This window comes from Kitasatospora sp. NBC_00374, from assembly GCF_041434935.1.
In the GTDB taxonomy this organism is placed as follows: Bacteria; Actinomycetota; Actinomycetes; order Streptomycetales; family Streptomycetaceae; genus Kitasatospora.
The window spans coordinates 74,310-94,582 of the sequence record NZ_CP107965.1 but is presented as its reverse complement, the minus strand read 5'-3'; the positions used below and the strand labels follow the sequence as shown (position 1 = coordinate 94,582).

23 protein-coding genes are annotated in these 20,273 nt (G+C 73.6%); all 23 read left to right on the top strand.

Annotation, left to right across the window (positions count from 1 at the left end):
- Positions 1-451 precede the first annotated feature (451 nt).
- The 23 genes from OG871_RS39905 to OG871_RS39795 all read left to right on the top strand — a co-directional run bounded on the left by OG871_RS39905 (position 452) and on the right by OG871_RS39795 (position 20,229).
- Positions 452-2,743, top strand: coding sequence for a hypothetical protein (locus tag OG871_RS39905; RefSeq protein ID WP_331727270.1), 2,292 nt, complete (start codon positions 452-454; stop codon positions 2,741-2,743).
- Positions 2,744-2,746: 3 nt separating this feature from the next.
- A complete protein-coding gene (locus OG871_RS39900; protein WP_331727269.1) occupies positions 2,747-5,011 on the top strand; it encodes a hypothetical protein in 2,265 nt (754 codons plus the stop codon).
- Positions 5,012-5,097: 86 nt separating this feature from the next.
- Positions 5,098-5,280, top strand: a complete 183-nt coding sequence (locus tag OG871_RS39895; RefSeq protein WP_331727268.1) for a hypothetical protein — start codon at positions 5,098-5,100, stop codon at positions 5,278-5,280.
- A 96-nt stretch (positions 5,281-5,376) separates the two neighbouring features.
- Positions 5,377-5,811, top strand: coding sequence for an NUDIX hydrolase (locus OG871_RS39890; RefSeq protein ID WP_331727267.1), 435 nt, complete (start codon positions 5,377-5,379; stop codon positions 5,809-5,811).
- 89 nt (positions 5,812-5,900) lie between these two features.
- A complete protein-coding gene (locus OG871_RS39885) occupies positions 5,901-6,971 on the top strand; it encodes a hypothetical protein (protein WP_331727265.1) in 1,071 nt (356 codons plus the stop codon).
- A gap of 113 nt (positions 6,972-7,084) precedes the next feature.
- On the top strand, positions 7,085-7,354 hold the full coding sequence (locus OG871_RS39880; RefSeq protein ID WP_331727264.1) for a hypothetical protein: 270 nt from the start codon (positions 7,085-7,087) through the stop codon (positions 7,352-7,354).
- A complete protein-coding gene (locus OG871_RS39875; RefSeq protein ID WP_331727263.1) occupies positions 7,351-7,929 on the top strand; it encodes a hypothetical protein in 579 nt (192 codons plus the stop codon). Before OG871_RS39880 ends, OG871_RS39875 begins: the two co-directional genes overlap by 4 nt.
- Positions 7,930-7,967: 38 nt before the next feature.
- Positions 7,968-8,576 (top strand): hypothetical protein, encoded by a 609-nt coding sequence (locus tag OG871_RS39870; RefSeq protein ID WP_331727261.1) that lies wholly within the window; start codon positions 7,968-7,970, stop codon positions 8,574-8,576.
- Between the two features lie 178 nt (positions 8,577-8,754).
- The gene (locus OG871_RS39865) at positions 8,755-9,030 is read left to right on the top strand and encodes a hypothetical protein (protein WP_331727259.1); all 276 of its coding nucleotides are present in this window, start codon (positions 8,755-8,757) and stop codon (positions 9,028-9,030) included.
- Between the two features lie 5 nt (positions 9,031-9,035).
- Complete coding sequence (locus tag OG871_RS39860) at positions 9,036-9,845, top strand: hypothetical protein (protein WP_371503551.1); 810 nt, start codon at positions 9,036-9,038, stop codon at positions 9,843-9,845.
- Between the two features lie 107 nt (positions 9,846-9,952).
- Positions 9,953-10,627 (top strand): hypothetical protein, encoded by a 675-nt coding sequence (locus OG871_RS39855; protein ID WP_331727256.1) that lies wholly within the window; start codon positions 9,953-9,955, stop codon positions 10,625-10,627.
- A gap of 98 nt (positions 10,628-10,725) precedes the next feature.
- Positions 10,726-11,460 (top strand): hypothetical protein, encoded by a 735-nt coding sequence (locus OG871_RS39850; RefSeq protein ID WP_331727254.1) that lies wholly within the window; start codon positions 10,726-10,728, stop codon positions 11,458-11,460.
- A 73-nt stretch (positions 11,461-11,533) separates the two neighbouring features.
- Positions 11,534-12,055, top strand: coding sequence for a hypothetical protein (locus tag OG871_RS39845; RefSeq protein WP_331727252.1), 522 nt, complete (start codon positions 11,534-11,536; stop codon positions 12,053-12,055).
- Positions 12,056-12,249: 194 nt separating this feature from the next.
- A complete protein-coding gene (locus OG871_RS39840) occupies positions 12,250-12,798 on the top strand; it encodes a hypothetical protein (RefSeq protein WP_371503550.1) in 549 nt (182 codons plus the stop codon).
- Positions 12,799-13,225: 427 nt separating this feature from the next.
- Positions 13,226-13,873 (top strand): hypothetical protein, encoded by a 648-nt coding sequence (locus tag OG871_RS39835; protein WP_371503549.1) that lies wholly within the window; start codon positions 13,226-13,228, stop codon positions 13,871-13,873.
- Positions 13,874-13,922: 49 nt separating this feature from the next.
- The gene (locus OG871_RS39830; RefSeq protein WP_331727245.1) at positions 13,923-14,504 is read left to right on the top strand and encodes a hypothetical protein; all 582 of its coding nucleotides are present in this window, start codon (positions 13,923-13,925) and stop codon (positions 14,502-14,504) included.
- 241 nt (positions 14,505-14,745) lie between these two features.
- On the top strand, positions 14,746-14,958 hold the full coding sequence (locus OG871_RS39825) for a pRL2-8 (protein WP_331727244.1): 213 nt from the start codon (positions 14,746-14,748) through the stop codon (positions 14,956-14,958).
- A 341-nt stretch (positions 14,959-15,299) separates the two neighbouring features.
- A complete protein-coding gene (locus OG871_RS39820) occupies positions 15,300-16,196 on the top strand; it encodes a DUF4097 family beta strand repeat-containing protein (protein ID WP_331727243.1) in 897 nt (298 codons plus the stop codon).
- A gap of 114 nt (positions 16,197-16,310) precedes the next feature.
- Entirely contained in the window at positions 16,311-16,571 is a 261-nt protein-coding gene (locus OG871_RS39815) for a hypothetical protein (RefSeq protein WP_331727242.1), read from the top strand.
- A 103-nt stretch (positions 16,572-16,674) separates the two neighbouring features.
- Positions 16,675-17,088, top strand: coding sequence for a hypothetical protein (locus OG871_RS39810; RefSeq protein WP_331727241.1), 414 nt, complete (start codon positions 16,675-16,677; stop codon positions 17,086-17,088).
- 150 nt (positions 17,089-17,238) lie between these two features.
- Positions 17,239-18,222 (top strand): hypothetical protein, encoded by a 984-nt coding sequence (locus tag OG871_RS39805; RefSeq protein WP_331727240.1) that lies wholly within the window; start codon positions 17,239-17,241, stop codon positions 18,220-18,222.
- Positions 18,223-18,304: 82 nt separating this feature from the next.
- Positions 18,305-19,381 (top strand): hypothetical protein, encoded by a 1,077-nt coding sequence (locus OG871_RS39800; protein ID WP_331727239.1) that lies wholly within the window; start codon positions 18,305-18,307, stop codon positions 19,379-19,381.
- Positions 19,378-20,229: an ATP-binding protein gene (locus OG871_RS39795; RefSeq protein WP_331727238.1), complete on the top strand. Its 852-nt coding sequence runs from the start codon at positions 19,378-19,380 to the stop codon at positions 20,227-20,229. The genes OG871_RS39800 and OG871_RS39795 overlap by 4 nt, the downstream gene beginning before the upstream one ends.
- Positions 20,230-20,273 lie beyond the last annotated feature (44 nt).

The window sequence follows — 20,273 nt, the reverse complement described above, 5'->3', positions numbered from 1 at the left end:
TGCTCGAACCGGCTCGGAACGCGCACTCGCGGCACCCGGTCCGGCCCTGCGCGAACCCCCGAAGACGGGTGCCAGATATCCCGTCCTGCCCCCCGCCGGTGACCTGTCGGCGGGGGGTCCGGACGGCGGTCCGACGGGCCGCCGAAAGGCCTGGCACCGACCCCGAATAATCACCTACAGTTACGAAATCGCTTGTTGTCGCTTGTTGTCGCTACAGGCGACAGCAAGGCAGAACCCCCCGTTTTCCGGGGGACGGGGGGTCCTCACCCCCCCTTTCGCTGTCGTCGCTACAAACGACGACAAGCACGGAACGTAGTCGGCGGGGCGGAGCTCCCCGACCGCGCGGAACACCTCGTTCCGCCCCTCTCCGTCCCGCCCCGGCGCCGCTTCCCCGACCCGGCCGGACGCCCCTCCCCGCCCTTGCGGCGTCCGTCCCAGAGGAGTCCCGAACATGACCACGTCCACGTCCGCAGTCACCGATCCCACCGCCCCCGAGAAGCCCGCCTTCGTCCTGCCCGCCCCGGTCCGCTCCGGCGCCACCGCGCCGCCGCCCGGCCCCGACCCGGAGCCCCAGCCGGCGGAAGCCGGACCTGCCCCGGACCCGGAACTCGCGCCCCCTCCGGGCCCCGACGACGAGCCGGACAGTGTCTACCTGGACGACGAACAGGCGCAGGAGCCGCCGGAGGAGGAGAGCGCGGAGCCCGAGCGCGGGCGGGTCGCGGCGGTGCCGCTGCTCGTCAACGGCGCCAACCTCGCGGTGGTCGCGATCAGCGGCGGCGGCTACTACGGCGGGATGACCGGTGTGGTGGCGGCGGGAGCCGCGACGGCGGCCGGAGCCGGGATCGCGGGTGTCGCCGCGGTCCGCTCCGCCCGGACCGCCGCGGCCGCGACCAAGGCGGGTGGCCGTGCGGCCGGGGCCGCCGCGCGCGGTGCCGGTTCGGCGGCGGGTGGAGCGGGCCGGGGCATAGGAGGCTGGCTGACCGGCAGCCGCTCCGGCGGCGGTGCCGGAGGCGGTCAGCGCCGCTCCGGCGGCGCGGGCGGCGCAGGCCGCGGTCCGGCCGGCCGGTCCGGTGGCAGCGGCAGCTTCTTCGGCTCCGGCGCAACCGGCGGCGGCCGGAGCAGTGCGGGCGGGACGGGCGGCCGGAGCTCCGGCTCGACAGGCTCCACCCGCCAGCCGCTGGGCACGCTCGGCAGTACCACCTCCGGCCGCGGTGCGGCGCAGCGCGGCACCGGAGCGGGCGGCACCACCCGCAACGGGACCTCGGGCCTGAAGGGCACGCACGGCAACGGCCGCGGCGGGACCTCCACGTCGGGGACCGGCGCAGGCCGGCTCACCTCGGCGGCCGGGCGCAGCAGCACCCTGGGCCGCGGTGGCGGGTCCGGCTCCCGGACCGGCGCCGGTACCGGTGGCGGCGGTTCGGCCTCCGGCGGGGCGCGCGACAGCGGCCGGGGCCGGGACGGGATCGGCGCAGCGCGCAACCGCTCCGCCCGTGAGCGCGGCGGTGACCGGCCGCAGGTGCTGAAGGACTGGGACAAGGCGAAGGCCGGCGCCGCCCGCGCAGGCCGGCGGATGTTCGCCTGGGGCCGCGACCGGTCGGCGAAGGCATGGACCTCCTCGGCCGCCGCCCGCCGTCACGCCCGCAAGGCCGGGAAGCGGTGGGCCAAGCACATGGCTCGGATGGCCGGGGCGGGCTTCCTGGCGACGCTGGCCTCGCTGGTCGTGGCCCCGTTCGGGCTGCTGGTCGGCACGTTCGCCAACATCCCGGCCGTGTTCGGCTATCGGCCGTTCACCGGGTTCGGCATGGACTGGCCGGCCCGGGTCTGGCGCAAGATCTGGGGCTGGCTCGGAGCCGGCTCCCGGGCCCGGATGGACGCCGAGCGCCGGGCCGACCAGGCCGCCGAGGACGAACTGGACTCGGGCGGCGACGAGAACGACGTGGCGCACGCGGTCGACGACCCGGGCTCCACGGCACCCACGGTGGCCGGCATGGCCACCACGAACAGCAAGGGAGAGCACGTGTCGGTGTTCGCACAGTCGGCTGAAGCGGTGGCGGAGGCCTACCGCTCCTACGAGCCGCCGGTCATGGCGTCGGTGGCAGCCGAGTACCGGGGGCTGCCCGGCGCGATCCGGCACGCCATGGGCGCGGTGATGGCCCTGGCCGAGAACTCGGCCACGCAGTACCCGATGGACCCGGCGATGGCGGAGAAGGTCTCCGAGGTCGCCCAGATCCTGGAGAGCACCGCGGCCTACGCGGACGACCTGGAGCCCGCCTTCCGGCAGGCACACAAGGACGACCTGCTGCGGCACGAGGAGCCCCGGCCGGGCGAGGACATGTGGAACGTCGGCGGCCTGAAGTCGGACGGCTCGCTCTGGTTCGCCCCGAGTGTGCTGGAGACCGCGGCCGAGGAGGTCCGCACCGTCTACAACAACTGGTCTCCCAAGGGGATGGGCATGGGCGCGGGCGCCATGGCGGTGGGTGCCGAGTACGAGGGCATCCCCGTCGGCCTGGCGCACCTGGCCGAGACCGTCACCTCGATCGCCGTCCGCTCGGCGGAGATCTGGCCGGTCGAGGCGGTCATCGCTGAGATGGCCGGCGACATCGTCCACGGCCTCAAGCAGGCCGAGTCCGCCGCCATGGAGCTGCAGCCCGCGTTCCGGCGCCTGCACGCCAAGGAGATCGACAACAACGAGAACCCTCGCAACGGCGAGGAGATGTGGAACGTCCCCGAGGGAGGCGCGTAACCCATGCCGTACGAACTGGACTGGAGGGCACCGCACACCCTCAACACCGCAGCCCTGACCGCCGCCAGCAGCACGCTGACGGCGGCCAGCCTGACCTACGTCACCGGCCTGAACCCCTGGTGGGACCTGGCCGTGGCCGGCGGCGGCGCCGCCGGCACCATCATCAGCGGGGCCCGCGAGGGCGCCGAGCGCTCAACCCTCGCCTACCGGGCCGCACTGTGGCTCGCAGCGGGCGGCTGGGCGTCCTGGGCCGCCGGCATCCAGGTCCCGTGGTCGGCGACCGCACTGGCCGCACTGGCCACAGGCCTGGTGCTCGGCCGGGTCTCCTGGTCGGCGTCGACCAGGCACGACGAGGCCGTCAAGGTGCGCCGCCGCAAGCAGGCCGACGCCAAGGAGTCCCGCGGCCGCCAGGAGGAGCACAACCGGTGGGGCCAGCAGTGGGAGGCCCGCATCCAGCGGGTCACCAACATCCAGGGCTGCCGCGTCGTCGGCATCGCGACCTGGGAGGCGAACACCGGCTACACCGTCGAGGTGCTGCTGCCCCCGGGCGGCGTCACCTGGAAGCAGGTCAAGGCGAACGAGGAGGGCTTCGGCTCCGACCTGCGCCTGGCGGAGGGCTGCGGCGTCGAAGTCGCAGCCGGCCGCGCCAAGGGAACAGCGATCATCCGGGTCTCGACCGTCAACGTCATGGCGCAGAACCTGCCGTTCCCGATGGACCTGTCCCCGACCAGCATCGACAACCCGTTCGAGATCGGCCGTCACCGCGACGCCACCCCGACGCTGGGCTCGCTCGCCTACATCTGCGGCCTCGGGATCGGCGACACCGGCTCCGGCAAGACCAACACCCTCGGCGTCATCAACGCGCAGCTCCTGCGCACCGTCGACGCGATCGTGTGGCACATCGACACCACCGGCGCGGGCCTGGCACTGCCCTGGCTCACCTCGTGGGCCCTGGACGGCGCCTACGCCCGCCCGGTCCTCGACTGGGTCGCACCGACCCACGACGAGGCCCGCGCAATGGTCCGGATGGGCATCCAGATCATCGAGCGCCGCAAGACCCGCTACCAGCGGCGGATGCGGGAGGTCAACGACACCAAGCTGCCCGTCGGACCGGACGTCCCCGAGATCGTCATCGTCGTCGACGAGACCGCGGACCTGCCCAACGACATCAAGAACGACATCGTCACCATCCAGAACACCGGCCGCGCCATGCGCGTCCGGGTCCTGGTGGCCTCGCTGCGCGCCACCAGCGACAGCATCCCCGTTCCGATGAAGAAGCGGGCGACCTGGCGCTGGGGGATGTTCGTCACCGACCCGGAAGAGCTCAGCTACCTGTTCGCCGGGTACCAGAGCGTCGACCCGAGCGACGCCCCGTGGCCGGGCTGCGGGTTCAACGCCTACGAGTCGACCAAGCCGCGCCCGTTCAAGGCGTACATGCTCGACCCGCGGAACATGGACGCCATCGCCAAGGGCGTCTGGGAGCGCCGGCCGCTGCTCGACCAGATCAGCCGGGACGTCGACTACGGGATCTACTACGGCAGCCGCTGGGCCCGGACCCTGCCGCTGCTGTACCCGGACGAGCCGCTCCACCCGGTCACCGTGCCGTACACCAGCGTCACGGTGGTACCGGTGCCCAGCGCCTCCAACCCGGCCGGGCCGGGCGGCACCTTCGGCGAGGACCCGGTGGTGACCTCCCGGTCCGGCACCGGGCAGGTCGTCCAGCCCGGCACCGTGCGGTGGGACAAGCTCTTCCCCAAGCACGGCGCCCGGCTCGCCGCCCAGCAGCAGGCACCGGCCGGTGCTGACGGTCCGGCCGCCCAGGCCATGCCGCCGGTCCAGGACCGCCCCGCCCCGCCGCCCGGCGAGAGCGGACTGCGCCTGGTCGTCGACAACAGCGGCACCGCGGACCGCGCGGCCGCCGCACCGGTGCCGGCCGAGTCCGAGCCCCAGGCGCCGACCGCACCGGTCGGGCCCGGCGACGCGGCGCCCGCACCGGCTGCTGCGGGCACCGAGCTGCCGCAGCAGGGCCGACCCTCGCCGCAGGACGCGGCCATGCGCCTGCTGCTGGACGCCGGACCGCAAGGAACCGGCCCCTCCCGGATGGAGGCCGAGCTCAAGAGGCTCGGCTACCCGACCGTCCGTACGACCATCAGCGGTTGGCTCACGGTGTGGGTCGCCGAGGGCGAGGTCGTCCGCCAGGGCTCCGGGACGCAGACGTACTACGTGCACCGCAGTTGCATCCGGCACTCCGGCCCCAGCTGGAAGTGAGCAGCCGGGCCGCCCCGCGCGGCCCGGCCCCGGCCCACCGACCCCACCGGCGGCCCGCCGGCCGACACCGAGAACGGAACAACCTCATGTCCGTCATAGACACCCTCAACAACCTCCTCGGCCGCACCGGAACCGACGCCGACCGGGCCCGCGAGCTCATCGACCAGGCCCTCCAGCTCGGCACCGACGGCAACTACAACCAGGCCCACCTGACCGTCGAGGCCGCCAAGGTCTTCGCCACCCTGTCCACCATCCCGCCCCGCAAGTAGCCGCGCCCCGCCCGGGCGCAACACGCCCGGGCGGCGGCCCCACCACCAACCCCAGACCGGCCCGCCACCGCGCGGGCCAGACAAGAGGAACCACGAATGACCGACACCGAGACCGTCCGCCACACCGCCGACGTGGTGTGCATCAGGTCCGCCGCCGCCGGCGGCACCCGCGAGGTCCTGCTGATCGAGCGCGGCTGGCCGCCCCACAAGGGCAAGCTCGCCCTGCCGGGCGGCCACATCGACGACGACGAGAGCGCCCTCGCCGCCGCCGTCCGGGAGCTGGAGGAGGAAACCGGCGTGCGTGCCGACGAGGAGCAGCTGCGCCTGGTCGGCCGCTACGACGCCCCCGGCCGCGACCCCCGCGGCCGCTACATCACCGACGCCTACCTGGTCACCGTCCCGGCCGGCACCCAGGCCAACGCCGGCGACGACGCCGCCGCCGTGCGCTGGGTCCCCCTCACCGACCTCCCCGACGACCTGGCCTTCGACCACGCCGAGATCCTCGCGGACGCACTCTCCCTCGCCGGCTGACCGTCCCCGGGCACCGACAACCGAACAACCCAGCAGGGCACGGCAGCACCAGCTGCCGTGCCCTGCGCCATCCCAGAAGGACAACCGCCGTGACCACCACTCCCACCGCGAAGCAGCTCGCGGACCTGCAGACCATGCCGAACCGACCCAGCGTCGAGACGCTGTTCGAGCCCGAAGCCGGAACCATCGCGATCGGCCGCCACCCCGAAGGCAACGACGCCACGCTGGAGCTGTACGACCCGGACGGCGCGGTCCCCACCGCCATCACCGGTCTCCCCGGCAGCGGGATCAGCGCCCTGCTGAACACGCTGTGGGCCGCCGAGCTCCACTCGGGCCTGGTGACGTCGTGGGTGGTGGACCTGCGCGGCACCCAGGCCGGGCACCCCCTGCTGGCCCGGAGCACCGACACCGTGAGCGGCGCCGTCGAGCTGCTGGCCCAGGCGCGCGAGCTGGTCCTCACCCGGGTCCAGGCCGGCACCGGGCAGCCGACGTTCCAGCCCTACCGGCCCACCCCCGAGCACAAGCTGCTCACCCTGACGCTGATCGGCCTCTCGGACCTGCTCGGGCACGACGAGCGGATCCGGGAGGACCTGGAGTCGATCTCCCGCCTCGCCCGGCGCGGCGGGATGAGCCTGCGCTCGGTGGACACGCCCGGCATCCGGGCTCCCGGCCAGCTCGGACGGTTCTTCGGCAACGGCAACCTCATCGAACTGCTCGCCGGCCGACCCGGCAGCGATCCGGAGCACGTCCTGCCCGGCATGGCGCTGCTGACCCCGCCCTACGGGGAGGGGCTCCTGTTCCGGGCCTGGCCGCCGCTGCCAAGCACGGAGCCCACCCCGGCGCTCGTCCCCGGCGCCGACCTCCCTGACAGCACCGACGCCGCCCTGGACGAGGACCTGACCGAGGTCACCCTCGAACTGGCCACCGACGACGAGCCCGACCACCGCGAGCGACGGCTGCTCGCCCAGACCGAGCTGACCGCCCTTCTCCTCGCCTTCGACGACTGCCAGGACGGCGACGACGACCCGCACGCTGCGGAGGTGTCGCTGAGTTACGTGCCCGCCGAGTACGGCGGAGCGACCTGGCGCGAGACCCGGTACTTCACCGACGCCGCCGCGAGCTCGGTCCTGCTGGCGTTCGAAGCCGGAGAGCCGGCCTGACCGGTTGACCGCATTGCCCACCAGCTCGCCCGCCGCCCGTTCCCACGTCTTCGGCGCGGCGCTCTGGTGGGCTGCGCGGCCAACCGGCCGGACGCAGAAAGGGAGCCGCGACCGTGCCCGAACCGACGACCCGCCACGGGTCCCCAGCCCGACGCCTGCTGGGCGTCCTCGCCGAGCACGACCAGGGCAAGGGCCTCCACTTCGACCAGCGCACCCGCGACCGCTGGTGCCTGCACGGCACCGGCTACGTGGTGCGCAGCGCGACCTTCCGCGAACTCGCCGCCGATCAGCTGATCGACGTCGGCGACAGCAACGAGGACCCCGTCACGATCACCGAACTGGGCCGGGCCTACCACGCCGCGGTCCTGGAAGGACCCCGATGAACACCCTGCCCACCAACCGCGAGACCGTGCTGGAGAGCGCCGACGGCTCCCTGCTTCTCGCCTTCGACCAGATCTCCGGCGTCACCCCGGACGGCCGGATCGTCACCCACCCCCTCGACCGCCGCGGCGCCGAGCCCGCCCGGATCATCAACCAGCAGGCGCCCGCCTGCCTGCAGCCCCAGATCCCGCAGCCGCTCCCGGTCGTCCCGGGCGCTGGCGCCGGGGCTGGGCAGGAGGAGCAGGGGCTGCCGCTCGCCGTGCGCCAGGCCGTGATGCTCGGCTGCGCGATCTCGGTGTCCACCGGCGTGACGCTGTGGCTGGCCGGGATGGGCCTGGCCGCCGCTCAGCCCGCCCTGCACGAGGCGATCGAGTTCATGAAGCTGGCGATCGCGTTCGTTGCCCTGGTGGTCGGCTCCGCCACCGCGGCCGTCGTCTACGTCCGGCGCCGGGTGCGGCGCGTCAACAGCTCCGCCGGCGGGACGGGGGCGACCTACGCGGTGTTCCACCGCACCACCCACAACTCGATCGGCAAGCAGAGCGCCCGCGGCCGGGCGACGGTCACCAACAACTTCTGAGACCACCCGCCGCACCCCGTCAGGAGCACGGAGAACCCATGGCCTCGCCCTCGCCCATCAGCAATCAGGACGCCCCCGCGGCCGCCCGGCCCGGACCGGCCGTCAACACCCCGGCACTCAGCGCCCGGCACACCCGGCTGATCGCCGAGCAGATCCGCGCCCTGGCCGGCCCCGTCGCGGAGGCGGTCGAGCAGCTGGCGGGCCCCCTGCCCACCGTGCGGACCCTCGTCACCGGCCGGGTGCGCGGGGCACTGGCCTCCGCCGCGGCAGAGGCCAGTGCCATCGGCGGCCTCACGCTGCGCGCCCGACTGCGCGATGCGGTGTCGACGTGGTGGATGACCCGCCGCAATACGGTCACCGCCACCTGCGTCCTTGCGGACGACGGCGTGCTGATCGTCGTCTTCGCCCCGGCACTGCGCGCGGCTCCCGGGGACGTACTGGTAGAGGTGTTCGGCCACGAGCTGGTCCACGCCGCGCAGGTGCACCGCCCCGGACGGCGCGAGGAGCGGCTGGAGGACCTGCGCTCCAACCACGGCATCACGAAGCGGCCGCCGGCGGACAGCTACCGCGCGGAATCGAAGGTGTGCCTGGAAGAGGCCCAGGCGCACGAACTGGAGGCCGCGATCAAGGAGCTGACCGGCCGCTGACCGGCCGTCACACCGGCCCGCCCCCGCGCGACGATCCGCGCGGCCCCCGCCGCGCAATGTCCGGCCCTACGGCTTCGTCCCCGGCCAACCGCCCGCCCCGCCCACCGGCCGGGGCGGGCAGCCGCGCTCCGGGGGCGTTGCCGGCCGACCGGCCGACCACAGCATCCAGGAGGACGCCTTGGGCAACACCCTCACCTTCACCCTCCCCGCCGTCCTGGCCGCCGCGCTGGCCGACGACGACCAGGCGGGCACCTGTGACCAGACCGGGTGCGACACCGAGATCGACCTCGGCCCCGCCTCCCGGTGCGGCACCGGCCCGGACGGCTCCGCCGCCTCCGGCTGCGGGCAGCACTTCTGCTCCCGGCACCTGTGGCTGGACGGCGACCACCTGACGCCGCAGCCGCAGCAGTGCGAGCCCTGCATCGACCAGAACACCCTGCGGAAGGCGGCCTGACCACCATGTCCCTGCTCCGACACCTGATCATGAACCGTACCGACCGGCAGGCCTGGCGCAGCGCCGCCACCCTCGCCGACCTCGGCGAGCTCACCGCCCAGTGGCTGGAGGGCACCCGCGCCTCCCGGCCCGGCTACGTCCCCGGCTACGGCCCGGACCCCGAGACCACCGACACCCCCGGCCTCGTGCGGGCCCTCGCCCTGGCCAACCGGTCCGGATACGTCACCGACGCCAGCCAGCCCGGCGAACACGGTCCCGACCAGGACCAGGACTGGTGGGCGCAGCGTGCGGCGGTCTCCGGGTTCGTCGCCGACCCGCAGGTCCTCCACACCCTGCGCCTGGTGGCCGAGAGTCACGGCCTGCTGTACGTCGAGCACCAGCCCGACACCGCCGAACACCTGCGGCCCGAAGGCGTCGTCGTCACCGTCGTCAACGGTCAGCCGTTCACCCAGTTCGGCGCCTGGATGCCGCCCCAGACCGCCCGCCTGGTGTGGAAGGGCGCGGGCAAGGAAGCCGTCGCCGCCGCCGAGCGGGCCTGGCAGGTCACCCTCGCCGACCCCGACTCCGGCCCCGGCCGCGCCGTGATCAACGCCCTCTTCGAGGCCTTCGCCGACCCGGCCGAAGCCCGGTGCGTGCGCTGCGGCTGCACCGAGGACGACCCGTGCAAGGGCGGCTGCTGGTGGGTCCCGGGGCTGGTGATGGAAGACGTGTGCAGCGCCTGCGCACCGGACCGGTTCGACGAACTGGCCGCCCAGGCAGACGCCGCCGCCGACGGGTCGCCCCTCGCGCCGGGCTCGGCGCCCCTCACCCCCTGACCGATCCCAACCGGGCCACCGGCCGGCACAACCGTCGCGGCGGGCCGACGCGCCCGCCCGCGCTGGCCCGCCGCCGAACCGCACCACATCCACGAGGAGAGCAGCCGATGCAGACCTGGAACACCCCCGACCACCACATCGCCGGCGCCGAGCACGGCACCCTGACCTTCAGCGGCGGCGAGGAACTCGTCCTCGCCGACTGGGAGGTCACCGAAGCTGCCCCGGACCAGGACGGCCGCGTCTACGCGTCGGTCCGCGGCTGGATCGCCAACACCGAAGGCACCGGAAGGGGCGACGACCCCTACGTCCTGCCCATCAAGGCCGGCCGGGCGCAGCTGGTCCTGGCCGAGCTGCGCGGCCGCGAGCCCCTGCGTGACCTGGCGGTCCACATCGACAGCTTCAACCCCGGCGCCCCGCACCCGAACACCTGGGACCACCCCGGCTACTTGTGCACCGTCTCGTGGATGGACCGCCGGATCGACGGCGACGGGCAGCCGGTCCTGGAGACGGAGATCGGCTCCATCCGCTGGACCGACCCCGCCAGCGGCCGCGAGTGGGACCTGCAGGCCGCGTACCTGCACGACGGGAAGACCTACAACCCGCTCGGTTTCGTGTGGCGGCACTTCGACCGCTGGCACCGGGGGGTGCCGCTGCTGCACCCCTTCTACGGCGACCACCGCAGCCCGGCCCAGGGCCTCTACGGCCGCCTGCTCACCGACGGCCCGTGGGCCCTGGCCACCGAAGCGCCCGCCCTCGCCGACCCGGCCGCCGCCAGCCGCTGACCCGGCCGCCACCGCCAGCACGACCTCACCACGGGCCCGGCCGCCACGGCCGGGCCCGCATGCCGAGCACCCCACCAGCCCAGATCCGGGAGCAGACCATGAACAACCACACCCCGACCACCACCGAGCCCACCCAGCCCACCCACGCCGTGGCGGCCGCCCCGGCCGCCGGGCGGCGCACCCTCAGGGCCGCCGCCCGGGCCCGCTGGGCGAAGGCCACCGCGCCCGGGACCTTCCTCGACCGCCGCCGCGAGGACCTGGTCGAAGCCCTCGACCACGGCTGGCGGGGATCCGCCCGCTGGGTGCGCATCCTCGCCGGGGTGCTGATCGCCGCGTTCGTCCTCTACGGGTCCGTCGCCCTCTATTCCATCGCGCACCACGTGCTCGCCCAGAGCGGGGAGAACGCCCGGATCGTCGGCATCACCGACAGCATCACCGGCCCGGTGCGCCTCTACCTCGACCAGCACACCGCCGGCCTCCCGATCAGCGGCGCCGACACCTACATCGTGTGGAAGGCCACCGGCGTGCTGACCGCGCTGCTCTCGTTCCTCCTCGGCTCGGCCGTCCCCCGACTCGCCTGGACCAGCTGGTCCGCGGCCACCCTGGCGACCGTGTGGCAGGCCAGCCCGGACAGCGGCCGCACCGTCGCCACCGCCCTGACCGCCGCGGCGCTGGCCGCCGTCTCCATCCCGGCCCTGCGCGGCCTGAGCTTCTCCCTGCGTCCCCAGGTCACCATCCACCGCACCGTCGTGCGGAAGGTCCCGGTCACCGGCCGGCCCGCCCGGAGCCGGGCGGCCGTGCCGTCGCCCCGCACCCCGTTCGACATGTCCTGAACGCCCGCACCCCCTCGGGGCCCGGGCGGCACCGGCCGGGCCCCGGTCAACCCTCAGACCACGGAGCCACCCTGTGAACACCCTGCTCGACCGAGCCGTCGCCCTCGCCGGCGCCGACTCCCCCTCCGCACGAACGATCTGCGTGGACTTCGACGGGGTGATCCACCCCGAAGGCCCGTGGAACGGCGGCCGCCTCCGCAGGGGCCCCCTGCCCGGCGCTGTCCAACGGCTGCGCGCGCTCCTGGACGGCGGATGGTGCCTGGCAGTGGTCACCGCCCGGCACTCCGATTTCCACGAGGACGTCGCCATCTGGCTCGGCGAGCACCTGCAGCGCAAGGTCATCGTGCTCCGCGGGGCCGAGACCGCGTACTGGCTGGAGCCCGGCGTGGTGCTGGTGACCAACGTCAAGGTCGGCGCCCTGGTCTACCTGGACGACAAGGCCGAGGAGTTCACCAGCTGGGCCACCGCCCTCGCGGGCCTGCCCGACTCCCCGGACGACCTCCTGCGGACCGGCTCACCGCATGGCCGCCTGGCGGCCTGGCGGCAGCGGCTCGCGGTGCGCCTCAGGTCTCCAAGGTTTTCCCGAAGGCGTTGATGTCGCAGGTCAGAGCCTTGGCGGAAGCCTTGGTGAGCGCCGGTACCGCTCCGGTATCGCCTCACCAAGGTTTCCGCCAGGGCCCGTCCGGGCCGTCCGTAGTCGCCCTCGACCCCGTCGAGGCGGCCACCGGCCACCCGGCCGATTCACCGCCCGCACCACGGGCGATCCGAGCACCACGAGATGGAGCAGACATGCCCCAAGCGCCCATGCCCGAGAGCAACCAGAAGAAGACGGCCGGTCTGCCCGGGGTCTTCGCCGAGCTGATGTGGGTCGACAGCCCGGACTTCGGCGGCCGCCCCACGGACCGCCGCAACCCGTTCGTCTACGACGTCGATCCCGCGCCGCTGGCCCGGGTCCTGGCCGCCGTCCTGGACATCAACGAGACCGGCATCGGCCGGTCGGAGCTGTCGCGCATCGTCGCCGACGACCCGGACGACGGCCCGATCCACATCGTCCACCTGGCCGCCGTGGTCGAGTCGACGGCCCGCCGCCACGGCGGCTCGCTGGCGACCCCGGCCGGCACGTCGGCGCTGTTCGACGCGGCGGTCAACGGCAATGCCAGCGGCCAGTTGGTCAGCCTCATGGCCAAGGAGGGCTTCGGCACGGCCACCGAACGCGTCCGCGCCCTGAGCGCCCCGCAGCGGTACGAGCTGCTGGAGTCCCTCATCGAGCACTGGTCGCACCCGATCCTCGGCCTGACGTTCGACATCACGCACAGCGGCGTGTTCGGCACCCGCTGACCCACCGCCGTGGTCCCGTCCCCACCCGGGCGGGACCACGGCCCAACCGACGCGCAGACCGGTGCAAAACCTTGGTGGCAGTCAACCCGCCAGGCCACCAAGGTTTCCAGCGGCACACCGTATCCGCAGGTCAAAGCATTGGTGGAAACCTTGGTGGGCGCCGTTGCCGAACCGGTACCGGCGCCGACGGCCTCCACCAAGGTTTCCACCAAGGGTCGCGGGATCCACTGCGGGGACCGGCCGCCGACGTGAGCGGCCCGCAAGCCCGGGAGCTCCCGCTGTGATTCCCCACCGCGCTATCAGTCTGCGAGTCCTGCGCGCCACCATCGACGCGACCCAGTCCCTGGTCACCGTTGCCGGTGCAACGGCCGCCGGCCTCGCCACACACCGAGCCCTGCGGGGCCGGCGAACGACCGACGAGCTGGCCGTGACATCCGTCGTCACCGGCATCGCCGTCGCCGCGGTCGTCCAGGAGGTCCTGGACGACGCCGCCTGCTCCCTGCGAATCAGTCTTGAGCGCCGCAGCCAGCGGCCGGTCGGGGCGATCCTCCGGGAGCTGGCTCCGGAGCCGGAACTGACGCCGATGCAGCAGGTCGAGATCGCGGCCAGCTCCGCTGCCGCGTATGAAGCCCGATGGCAGTCCAACAGCATCCTGGGCACCAACGGCCCGTTGCGGGCACGGAGCTGGACCGGCGCCGCCGACGGATCGGCCACCCTCGACCTGCCGTTCGGCGCGGTCCTGCACTACCGACCCACCCGGCTTGTGGAGGGCATCCGGACCCAGGCGCCGTGGAAGGAGGAGTACCTCCTTGCCGCGGGGGGCTTCGAGGTGGTGGTGCGGACCGGCGGGGACCTGCTGGCTTACCTGCAGCGCCTGGCCGACGGGAAGAGCCTGATCGAACTGGCCAAGCTCGCCGCTGTGCGGCTGCGCGACGCGGACATGTCCGGCTGCTCGCCGGAACCGGGCAGCGCGATGGACGCGGCCCCAGCTGTGAAGGCGAAGCCCGCCTCCCGCCCGAGCCCCGGACGCCCCTCTCCTTCCGGAAAGCCGCAGCAGGCCGCCGCCGACGAGTAGGCCCAGGGAGCCAGTGCCTGCCCTCCCGCCCACATCTCAAGGAGCGAACGTGCCCCAAGACCCCGATCTTCCCGCCCTCGCCATGCTGATCACGCCTCAGACCCACCCCGACCAGGCGTTGGAGAGCGTCCTGCTCCTGGCCGCGGCTCTGCTGCCGATCACCGTGGACAGCCTCTACGGGCCCGTCCGCTACGAGCCGGCGGTGTCCTGCTCACCGGGACCCGTCGGCGCCGGCGATGACGAGGTCCTCGCCGCCTACGGTGCCGTGCCCTCGCTCGGCCAACTGCTCAAGGAGACCGCCCGGGCCTATCACGCCTGGCGCCAGGCCGTCGGCGAACCGGTCGGAGACGACCGAGACGGCGTCCGCGCCGGGCGCCTCGGCGCCCTGGAGCGCCGCTACTTGCTCTGCGAGGCCGTCGTTCTTGATATCGCCTGCCTGCGGGACGGGGACGACCCGCGTGGAGCGGCCGAGTGCGTCGGCTCGATCAACCGGCTGCGGGCGCTGTACGGCCTCGCGGGCTGCGACGAATGGGAGGCCAGGGCTTGGCTGCGGTACGTCCACGCCACGGACTGGGAAGGCGCAGCGCTCCCCGTGCGGGCGGACGCAAGCGGCCCGCGCCCCTCGGAGTAGCTCTACCTGATCCCGGTCGGTGCTTCTGCGGACTGCCGCGGCACCCAGCGCTCAAGCTCGCGCGCCCGGCGCGGCCGCCGAAGCGCCACATGCCAATTTTGAGTTGGCCAAGTCTTGAATGGCCAACTCAAAGTTGGCATACTTGAGATGTCGGGCACCGGACCACCGGAACCGCCGACCCGCACCACCGGGGCCGCCCCGACCGGGGCCGGCCCCACACCGATCGCAGAAGGAAACCTCGATGAGCTGGATCGACGCCCTGGGCGAGGCACTCACCGTCGGCGGCAGCAACCCGGAGAAGGCAGCGAGCCCGCCCCGGGGCGAGTGCCGCCAGTGCTGGGAGCACGCGTATGACAGCCGCCGGGTGCACGCCCACCTCGCCCCCGGTGAGGAGTGCGAGCCCTGCCTCTCCCACATGGGGGGCCGCCACCCCGCCCACCTGATCGTCACCTGATCGGGCACCACGGAGACCGTCAGACCGGGCGGGCCCGGCCGGGCCCGCCCCCCAGCCGACCACCAGGCGGCGGCCGACGCGAACCGCGCCGCCGCTGACCGCCTCCGCTCCGCAGCGGCATCCCGTCCGTGAACCGAAACCGGCGTGCCACCTGTCCGGCTTCATGCGCGCCGACGCCCCCGCGGTGCGGGACGGCGTCCACCCGGCCGAGATCGGCTACCCGACTCCCTGACCACGGCGCCGACTACCTGGCCGTCCGTTCCGCCGAGGGGCCTCGGCGACCCCCGCCCGCAGGAACCCCCACCCCGGCTCAGCCGGGGCGCAACCCGAGGGAAGCACGCATGCCCACCACGAACTCGTTCACCGCTGAGACCGACGGCCCGATCCGCTTCCAGATCGGCATCACGCACGGCACGGTCAAGGTCACCAGCAACTCCGCCGTCACCCGGGCCACGGTGAGCGTGCGCACCGAGGACAACAACGGAGAGGCCGCCGAGGCCGTGACCGCCGCCAGCGCCATCCAGGCCAACCGCACCCTGCAGGTGACGGTCCCGGCCACGGAGAACGCCACGACGTCCGCCGTCTACTTCGGCGGCGGCAACACGGTCGTCAACTCCGTCATCCACGGCACGGTGGACACCGTCAACGGCGCCACCTTCGTCCAGCGCGACTCCGGCAACGTGCACATCGCAGGCTCCGTCAGGGACATGCACATCGGCCGCTCACGCACCGGAAAACGCACCATCGTGGCCGACGGCCAGGTCCTCGTCGGGCACGGCCCGTCCGGCGGGCGCAGCGGCCACATCCAGGTCGATGTCCAGCTGCCGCCCGGCAGCGAGATCGCCTTCACCAGCGACGGCGGCGCCCACCTCGAACTCGACGGCAACTACCGCCGGGTCGAGGCCACCACGGTGAACGGAGACGTGGAAGGCCGCGACTCGGACATCGGCACGGCGACCATCCGCACCACCTCCGGCGACGTCACCCTCGACCGCCTGCGCCAGGGCGGTCTGCTGAAGTCCGTCAACGGCGACCTCAAGATCCGCGAGTACGCGGGCGCCACGCTCACCATCTCCACCGTCAACGGCGACATCAAGGTCACGGCTGCGGACCGGACCACGCCGGGGGACGTCACCCTGAAGACCGTCAACGGGGACATCACCACCAAGCGCGTCCGGGGCAACCCGTACCTGCGCCTGTCCGTGGGTACCGTCCACGGCGACATCAACCACCGGTAGCAGCCCCGGGGCGACCCACTGAGCTGGCCGGCCTGGCGGCCGCCCCGAGGCACCGGACCCGATCCGGACGGACGGGACCCACGATCATGGTCCCTCAACCGATCTGGAGAACCGATGACCACCCCCGACAACACCGCCGCCCAAGGCGGCACGAACGACGACCCGAAGGACATCCTGACCGCCGCCCTCGAACTGAGGGCCCAGGAGTACGCCGCTGCGGACCGCAAGTTCTGGACCACCGTTGACGGCGTGATCAAGGGCGGTGTGCCCCAAGTGGCCGCAGCCAACGCCCTCGGCTACACCCGCGAGACCGTCCGCAAGCAGTTGAAGCGATGGGTCTCCGACGACCCAGCGCAGAGCAGCGGCGACTGCTGACCGAGCAGCCGCCGGTGGTGGGGCCCGCCAACCCGGGCCCCACCACCGGCGCACCTCCACCCGCGGTGGCCCCGCGCCCACCGACACCTTTCCGGAGAGGCTGATGACCACCATCGTCGCGGGGCAGGACCCGCTGCCCGCCGAAGGCCCCCGCCCAACCGGCCCCGGCCACAGGCACACGATGATCGACATCTTCCAGGACTGGCCCGCCGACAAGCCGGTGAACACCGCCTGGCTGGAGGCGGCCGAGTCCGGCACCCTGCGCTACGACCGGGACCGGTACCCGATCCACGCCGTCCCCAACAACGTGGTCTACCTGATCTGGGGCGGCCTGCTCACCGACGGCCCCGACGGACCGGAACTCACCGACGCGGGCCGCACCCGCCTGGCCCACGAGCGGACCTTGCGACCGCCCGCCGCACCCGAGCAGCCCGACAGCCCGGCCGGCGCCGCCCCGGCTCCAGAACCCGCCATCCAGCCCCAGCCGCCGGCCGACCAGCTCACCCTGTTCGGCTGAACCCCCCTCCGACGGGAGTGCCTGCCACGACGCGCAGGTACCACCGCCACACCGCACCCCGTGCCATCCCCGGGGCAGCGCGCCAGGCCTCGCACCCGCCCTCTCTTCGGGCTGCCCGCAGCCCACCCCACCCGCCTTACGGAGACCACCATGACCCAGCCCCTGCCCACGCCCGACACCACCCTCTCGGCCACCGAACTGGCCAGGATCCTCGCGCAGACCGCCCCCCACCGCTCCGACGGCACGGTGTGGAAGGAAGGCGCCGCCACGCTGCTCGACATCGTGGAGCAGCGGCTCCACGCGGTGACCACCGACAGGACGGCCGTCGCCGTCGGCACCGCCGACCTCCACCACACCTCCGGCTCGTGGCGTGTGGCCCTCCTCGACGCCGACGCCGACACTCTGCAACGGTGGGCCGCATCGCGCGGCTACGACGAAGACGTCCATCTGGCCACCGACGGGCAGCGCCTGGACGCCTACACCGCTACCAGTGGCCTGCACCTCCCGGCCCGCCCCGACTACCCCCTGCTCTACTGGCGAGAGTTCCTCACCCCCTACCTGTCCGCCGCTACGGGGCAGCCGACCGCTTTGGACACCGACGCCCTGCGTCGCTGGAGCACCTCCGGCGATGCCCTGTGGATGGACTTCACCGAGCCCACCAGGCCGGTGGTCGTCCGGGGCGAGCGCTTTGTCGGCGTGCAGATGCCGATGAAGCGGACCGCCCCCGGCATCCGGGTGCCGGGCACCGACCCCACGGGCACGGCCGACACCGCGCCGACCCTGCCCCTGCGGGACAAGAACGACGACTTCGCGGTACTGCGCGCGGAGATGCTGAAGCGCGTGGTGACGGCGGAGGAAGCCGTGACCGACGCCCATCAGGCGCAGGACGGGTGGGCAGCGACCGCACACATCCGCTCCGCCGGTTCCGCATGGCTGGCCAGCCGGCTCCTCGCCGAGCTGGAGCGGATCGACCCCCGCCAGGCCTACCTCATCGCGGCGCAGGTCCATGAGGAGCTCGACCTGGGCGAGTTCACCGACGCCGCCTTCGCGACCGCCGTCGAGTCCGGTCTCGACCCCAGCACGTGGCGCGGGAAGTACCAGGACGCCAAGGACGCCTGGCTCCAGCGGTCCTGACGCCCGTCCAGCCACCGCACCCGGGCCCGGGGCGCTGCCGCCCTGGGCCCGCCCAACCCCCTCCGAGAGGACAATCCGAACGATGCCCACCACCGCTTCCACCCCGCCCAGCCCGGCTCCGACGGCTCCCGACGGGCCGAGCGCAGCTACCCCCCGCTCCCTCGCCGAGGTCGCCGGCGTCGTGGCCAACTGGATGGACGGCCGCACCCGCCTGCTGAGCTGCGTGTCCTACCACGTCCCCACCGGCGCGGAGAGCGGCCCGACCGCCCTGCTGGCCGACCTCAACCGGGCCGGCCTGCTCACCCTGGCCTCCCAGTACGGCCAGGACACCAAGTTCCACGGCGACGGCAGCAGGTCCACGCGCCGCGCCGCCGTCGACCTCCTGGTGCCCGGCCGCCAGCTGCGCCGCCGCCTGCGTACCCAAGCCCGAGCCGCCGGACTGATCGTCACCACCCACCGTTTCCCGCGCTTCACCCAGCTGACCGGGCTGGGAGGCCTGACGGTCTCGCTGCTCGACAGCGAGCCCGACGCGAGCTTCGGCGCCCGCCGCGACCGGGACGAACTGCGCCGGCTCCTGCCCGGCGTCGGCCCCGCCGTCCTGCGCGAGGCCGCCTCCGCCCGGCAGATCACCGTCGCCGACCCCGACTGGGGCCGCAACGACCGGCTGTGGCCGCTGCTGCAGCGGTTCGCCGCCCCGGCCGCCACCGAGAGGACCGAGCCCGTGGAACCCCGCGATCAGCTGATCGGCTACGGCGAGAGCGCCCACCTGGACACCGACGTCCTGGAGGAACTCACCGCCCGGACCGAGGACGCCCAGCTCAACATCGTCGAGCAGGTCCTGCGCCAACTGCCCACCACCAGCGGCACCCTGGACCGCGAGCAGGTCCTGCACGTCCTGCAGGCCATGCGGCACCACCCGCAGGACGTCCCGGCCGACGAGCAGCCCGAGCCGCCGGCCGATCTCCTGGCCGCCTACACCCACGTCTCCGACCTCGCGCTGCGCCTCACCGACGCCCTGGACGACTTCCACACCAGCCTGGTCCACGGCGTCCAGCGGGGCGCCGGCCCCGAGCTCGTCCGCCGCGCCGTCGCCGTCGCGGCCGCCGCCGTCCCGCTTGAGGGCACCATGTTCCCGCGGGCATCGGACAGCCTCCGGTGAGCACCGACGAGACCCGCCGCGTCCTGGCCGCTCTCGGCCTGCCCGAGAACTGCCTCCTGGTCCTGCTCGGCATCAGCGGCAGTGGCAAGACCACCCTGGCCACGCTGTTCCCGCCCGCCTCCGTGCTCAGCGCGGACAAGCTCCGCGAGATCCTGACCGGAGACCCGGGCAACCAGACCGTCTCCCGCACGGCGTGGGCGCAGCTCAACGCCCAGCTCGACAGTCGCCTGCGCCACCACGTGCCGACGATCATCGACGCCGTCAACAGCGAGCAGTGGGTGCGGCTCAGCAGCATCTCCCTCGCCCGACACCGCGGCGTCCCGGCCATCGCCCTGGTCGTGGACACCGAGCTGCCGACCGCGCTGATCCGAAACGCCGCGCGCCCGCCCAGCAGCCGTGTGCCGGACCAGGTCGTCCGCACGCAGCACGCCGAGCTCACCCAGGCGCTCCCCGGTCTGCTGGAGGAGGGCTTCGCCGCCGTCCACCACGCCCGCGACCTCCCCATGATGTTGGCGCTCGTCGGCGCCGCCGCCCGCCGGGAGAAGCAGCACCCCGTCCTGCACGTCGAGCGGGTCTTCGGCCGTGACCTCGCCCGCCTGTTCACCTGGCACGACGAGAAGGACGAGGAGGGCTTCGCCACCGGCTCCTTCGCCGTCGCCGGGCAGGAGCTGCTCCTGCGGTGGATGGACGACGGCGACCCGTACGACTGCTCCTTCCAGACCCCGTCGGCGCAGCCCTGCCGCTACTGCGATGGCCCGACCTGGCTGCCCGTGCGCAGCGCCACGGACCTCTTCGGCGCGATCACCGGCAACAGCGCGGCGGACGCCGTCTGCGCGAACTGCGACTGACCTGCCCGGTGCGGCCCGCCCCGGGCCGCACCGCTCAGCGCCCT

Excerpts from the sequence above, each read along its gene's own strand:
- OG871_RS39905 (WP_331727270.1), top strand. The coding sequence starts at position 452 with ATGACCACGTCCACGTCCGCAGTCACCGATCCCACCGCCCCCGAGAAG.
- OG871_RS39900 (WP_331727269.1), top strand. The coding sequence starts at position 2,747 with ATGCCGTACGAACTGGACTGGAGGGCACCGCACACCCTCAACACCGCA.
- OG871_RS39895 (WP_331727268.1), top strand. The coding sequence starts at position 5,098 with ATGTCCGTCATAGACACCCTCAACAACCTCCTCGGCCGCACCGGAACC.
- OG871_RS39890 (WP_331727267.1), top strand. The coding sequence starts at position 5,377 with ATGACCGACACCGAGACCGTCCGCCACACCGCCGACGTGGTGTGCATC.
- OG871_RS39875 (WP_331727263.1), top strand. The coding sequence starts at position 7,351 with ATGAACACCCTGCCCACCAACCGCGAGACCGTGCTGGAGAGCGCCGAC.
- OG871_RS39870 (WP_331727261.1), top strand. The coding sequence starts at position 7,968 with ATGGCCTCGCCCTCGCCCATCAGCAATCAGGACGCCCCCGCGGCCGCC.
- OG871_RS39860 (WP_371503551.1), top strand. The coding sequence starts at position 9,036 with ATGTCCCTGCTCCGACACCTGATCATGAACCGTACCGACCGGCAGGCC.
- OG871_RS39855 (WP_331727256.1), top strand. The coding sequence starts at position 9,953 with ATGCAGACCTGGAACACCCCCGACCACCACATCGCCGGCGCCGAGCAC.
- OG871_RS39850 (WP_331727254.1), top strand. The coding sequence starts at position 10,726 with ATGAACAACCACACCCCGACCACCACCGAGCCCACCCAGCCCACCCAC.
- OG871_RS39840 (WP_371503550.1), top strand. The coding sequence starts at position 12,250 with ATGCCCCAAGCGCCCATGCCCGAGAGCAACCAGAAGAAGACGGCCGGT.
- OG871_RS39825 (WP_331727244.1), top strand. The coding sequence starts at position 14,746 with ATGAGCTGGATCGACGCCCTGGGCGAGGCACTCACCGTCGGCGGCAGC.
- OG871_RS39820 (WP_331727243.1), top strand. The coding sequence starts at position 15,300 with ATGCCCACCACGAACTCGTTCACCGCTGAGACCGACGGCCCGATCCGC.
- OG871_RS39815 (WP_331727242.1), top strand. The coding sequence starts at position 16,311 with ATGACCACCCCCGACAACACCGCCGCCCAAGGCGGCACGAACGACGAC.
- OG871_RS39810 (WP_331727241.1), top strand. The coding sequence starts at position 16,675 with ATGACCACCATCGTCGCGGGGCAGGACCCGCTGCCCGCCGAAGGCCCC.
- OG871_RS39805 (WP_331727240.1), top strand. The coding sequence starts at position 17,239 with ATGACCCAGCCCCTGCCCACGCCCGACACCACCCTCTCGGCCACCGAA.
- OG871_RS39800 (WP_331727239.1), top strand. The coding sequence starts at position 18,305 with ATGCCCACCACCGCTTCCACCCCGCCCAGCCCGGCTCCGACGGCTCCC.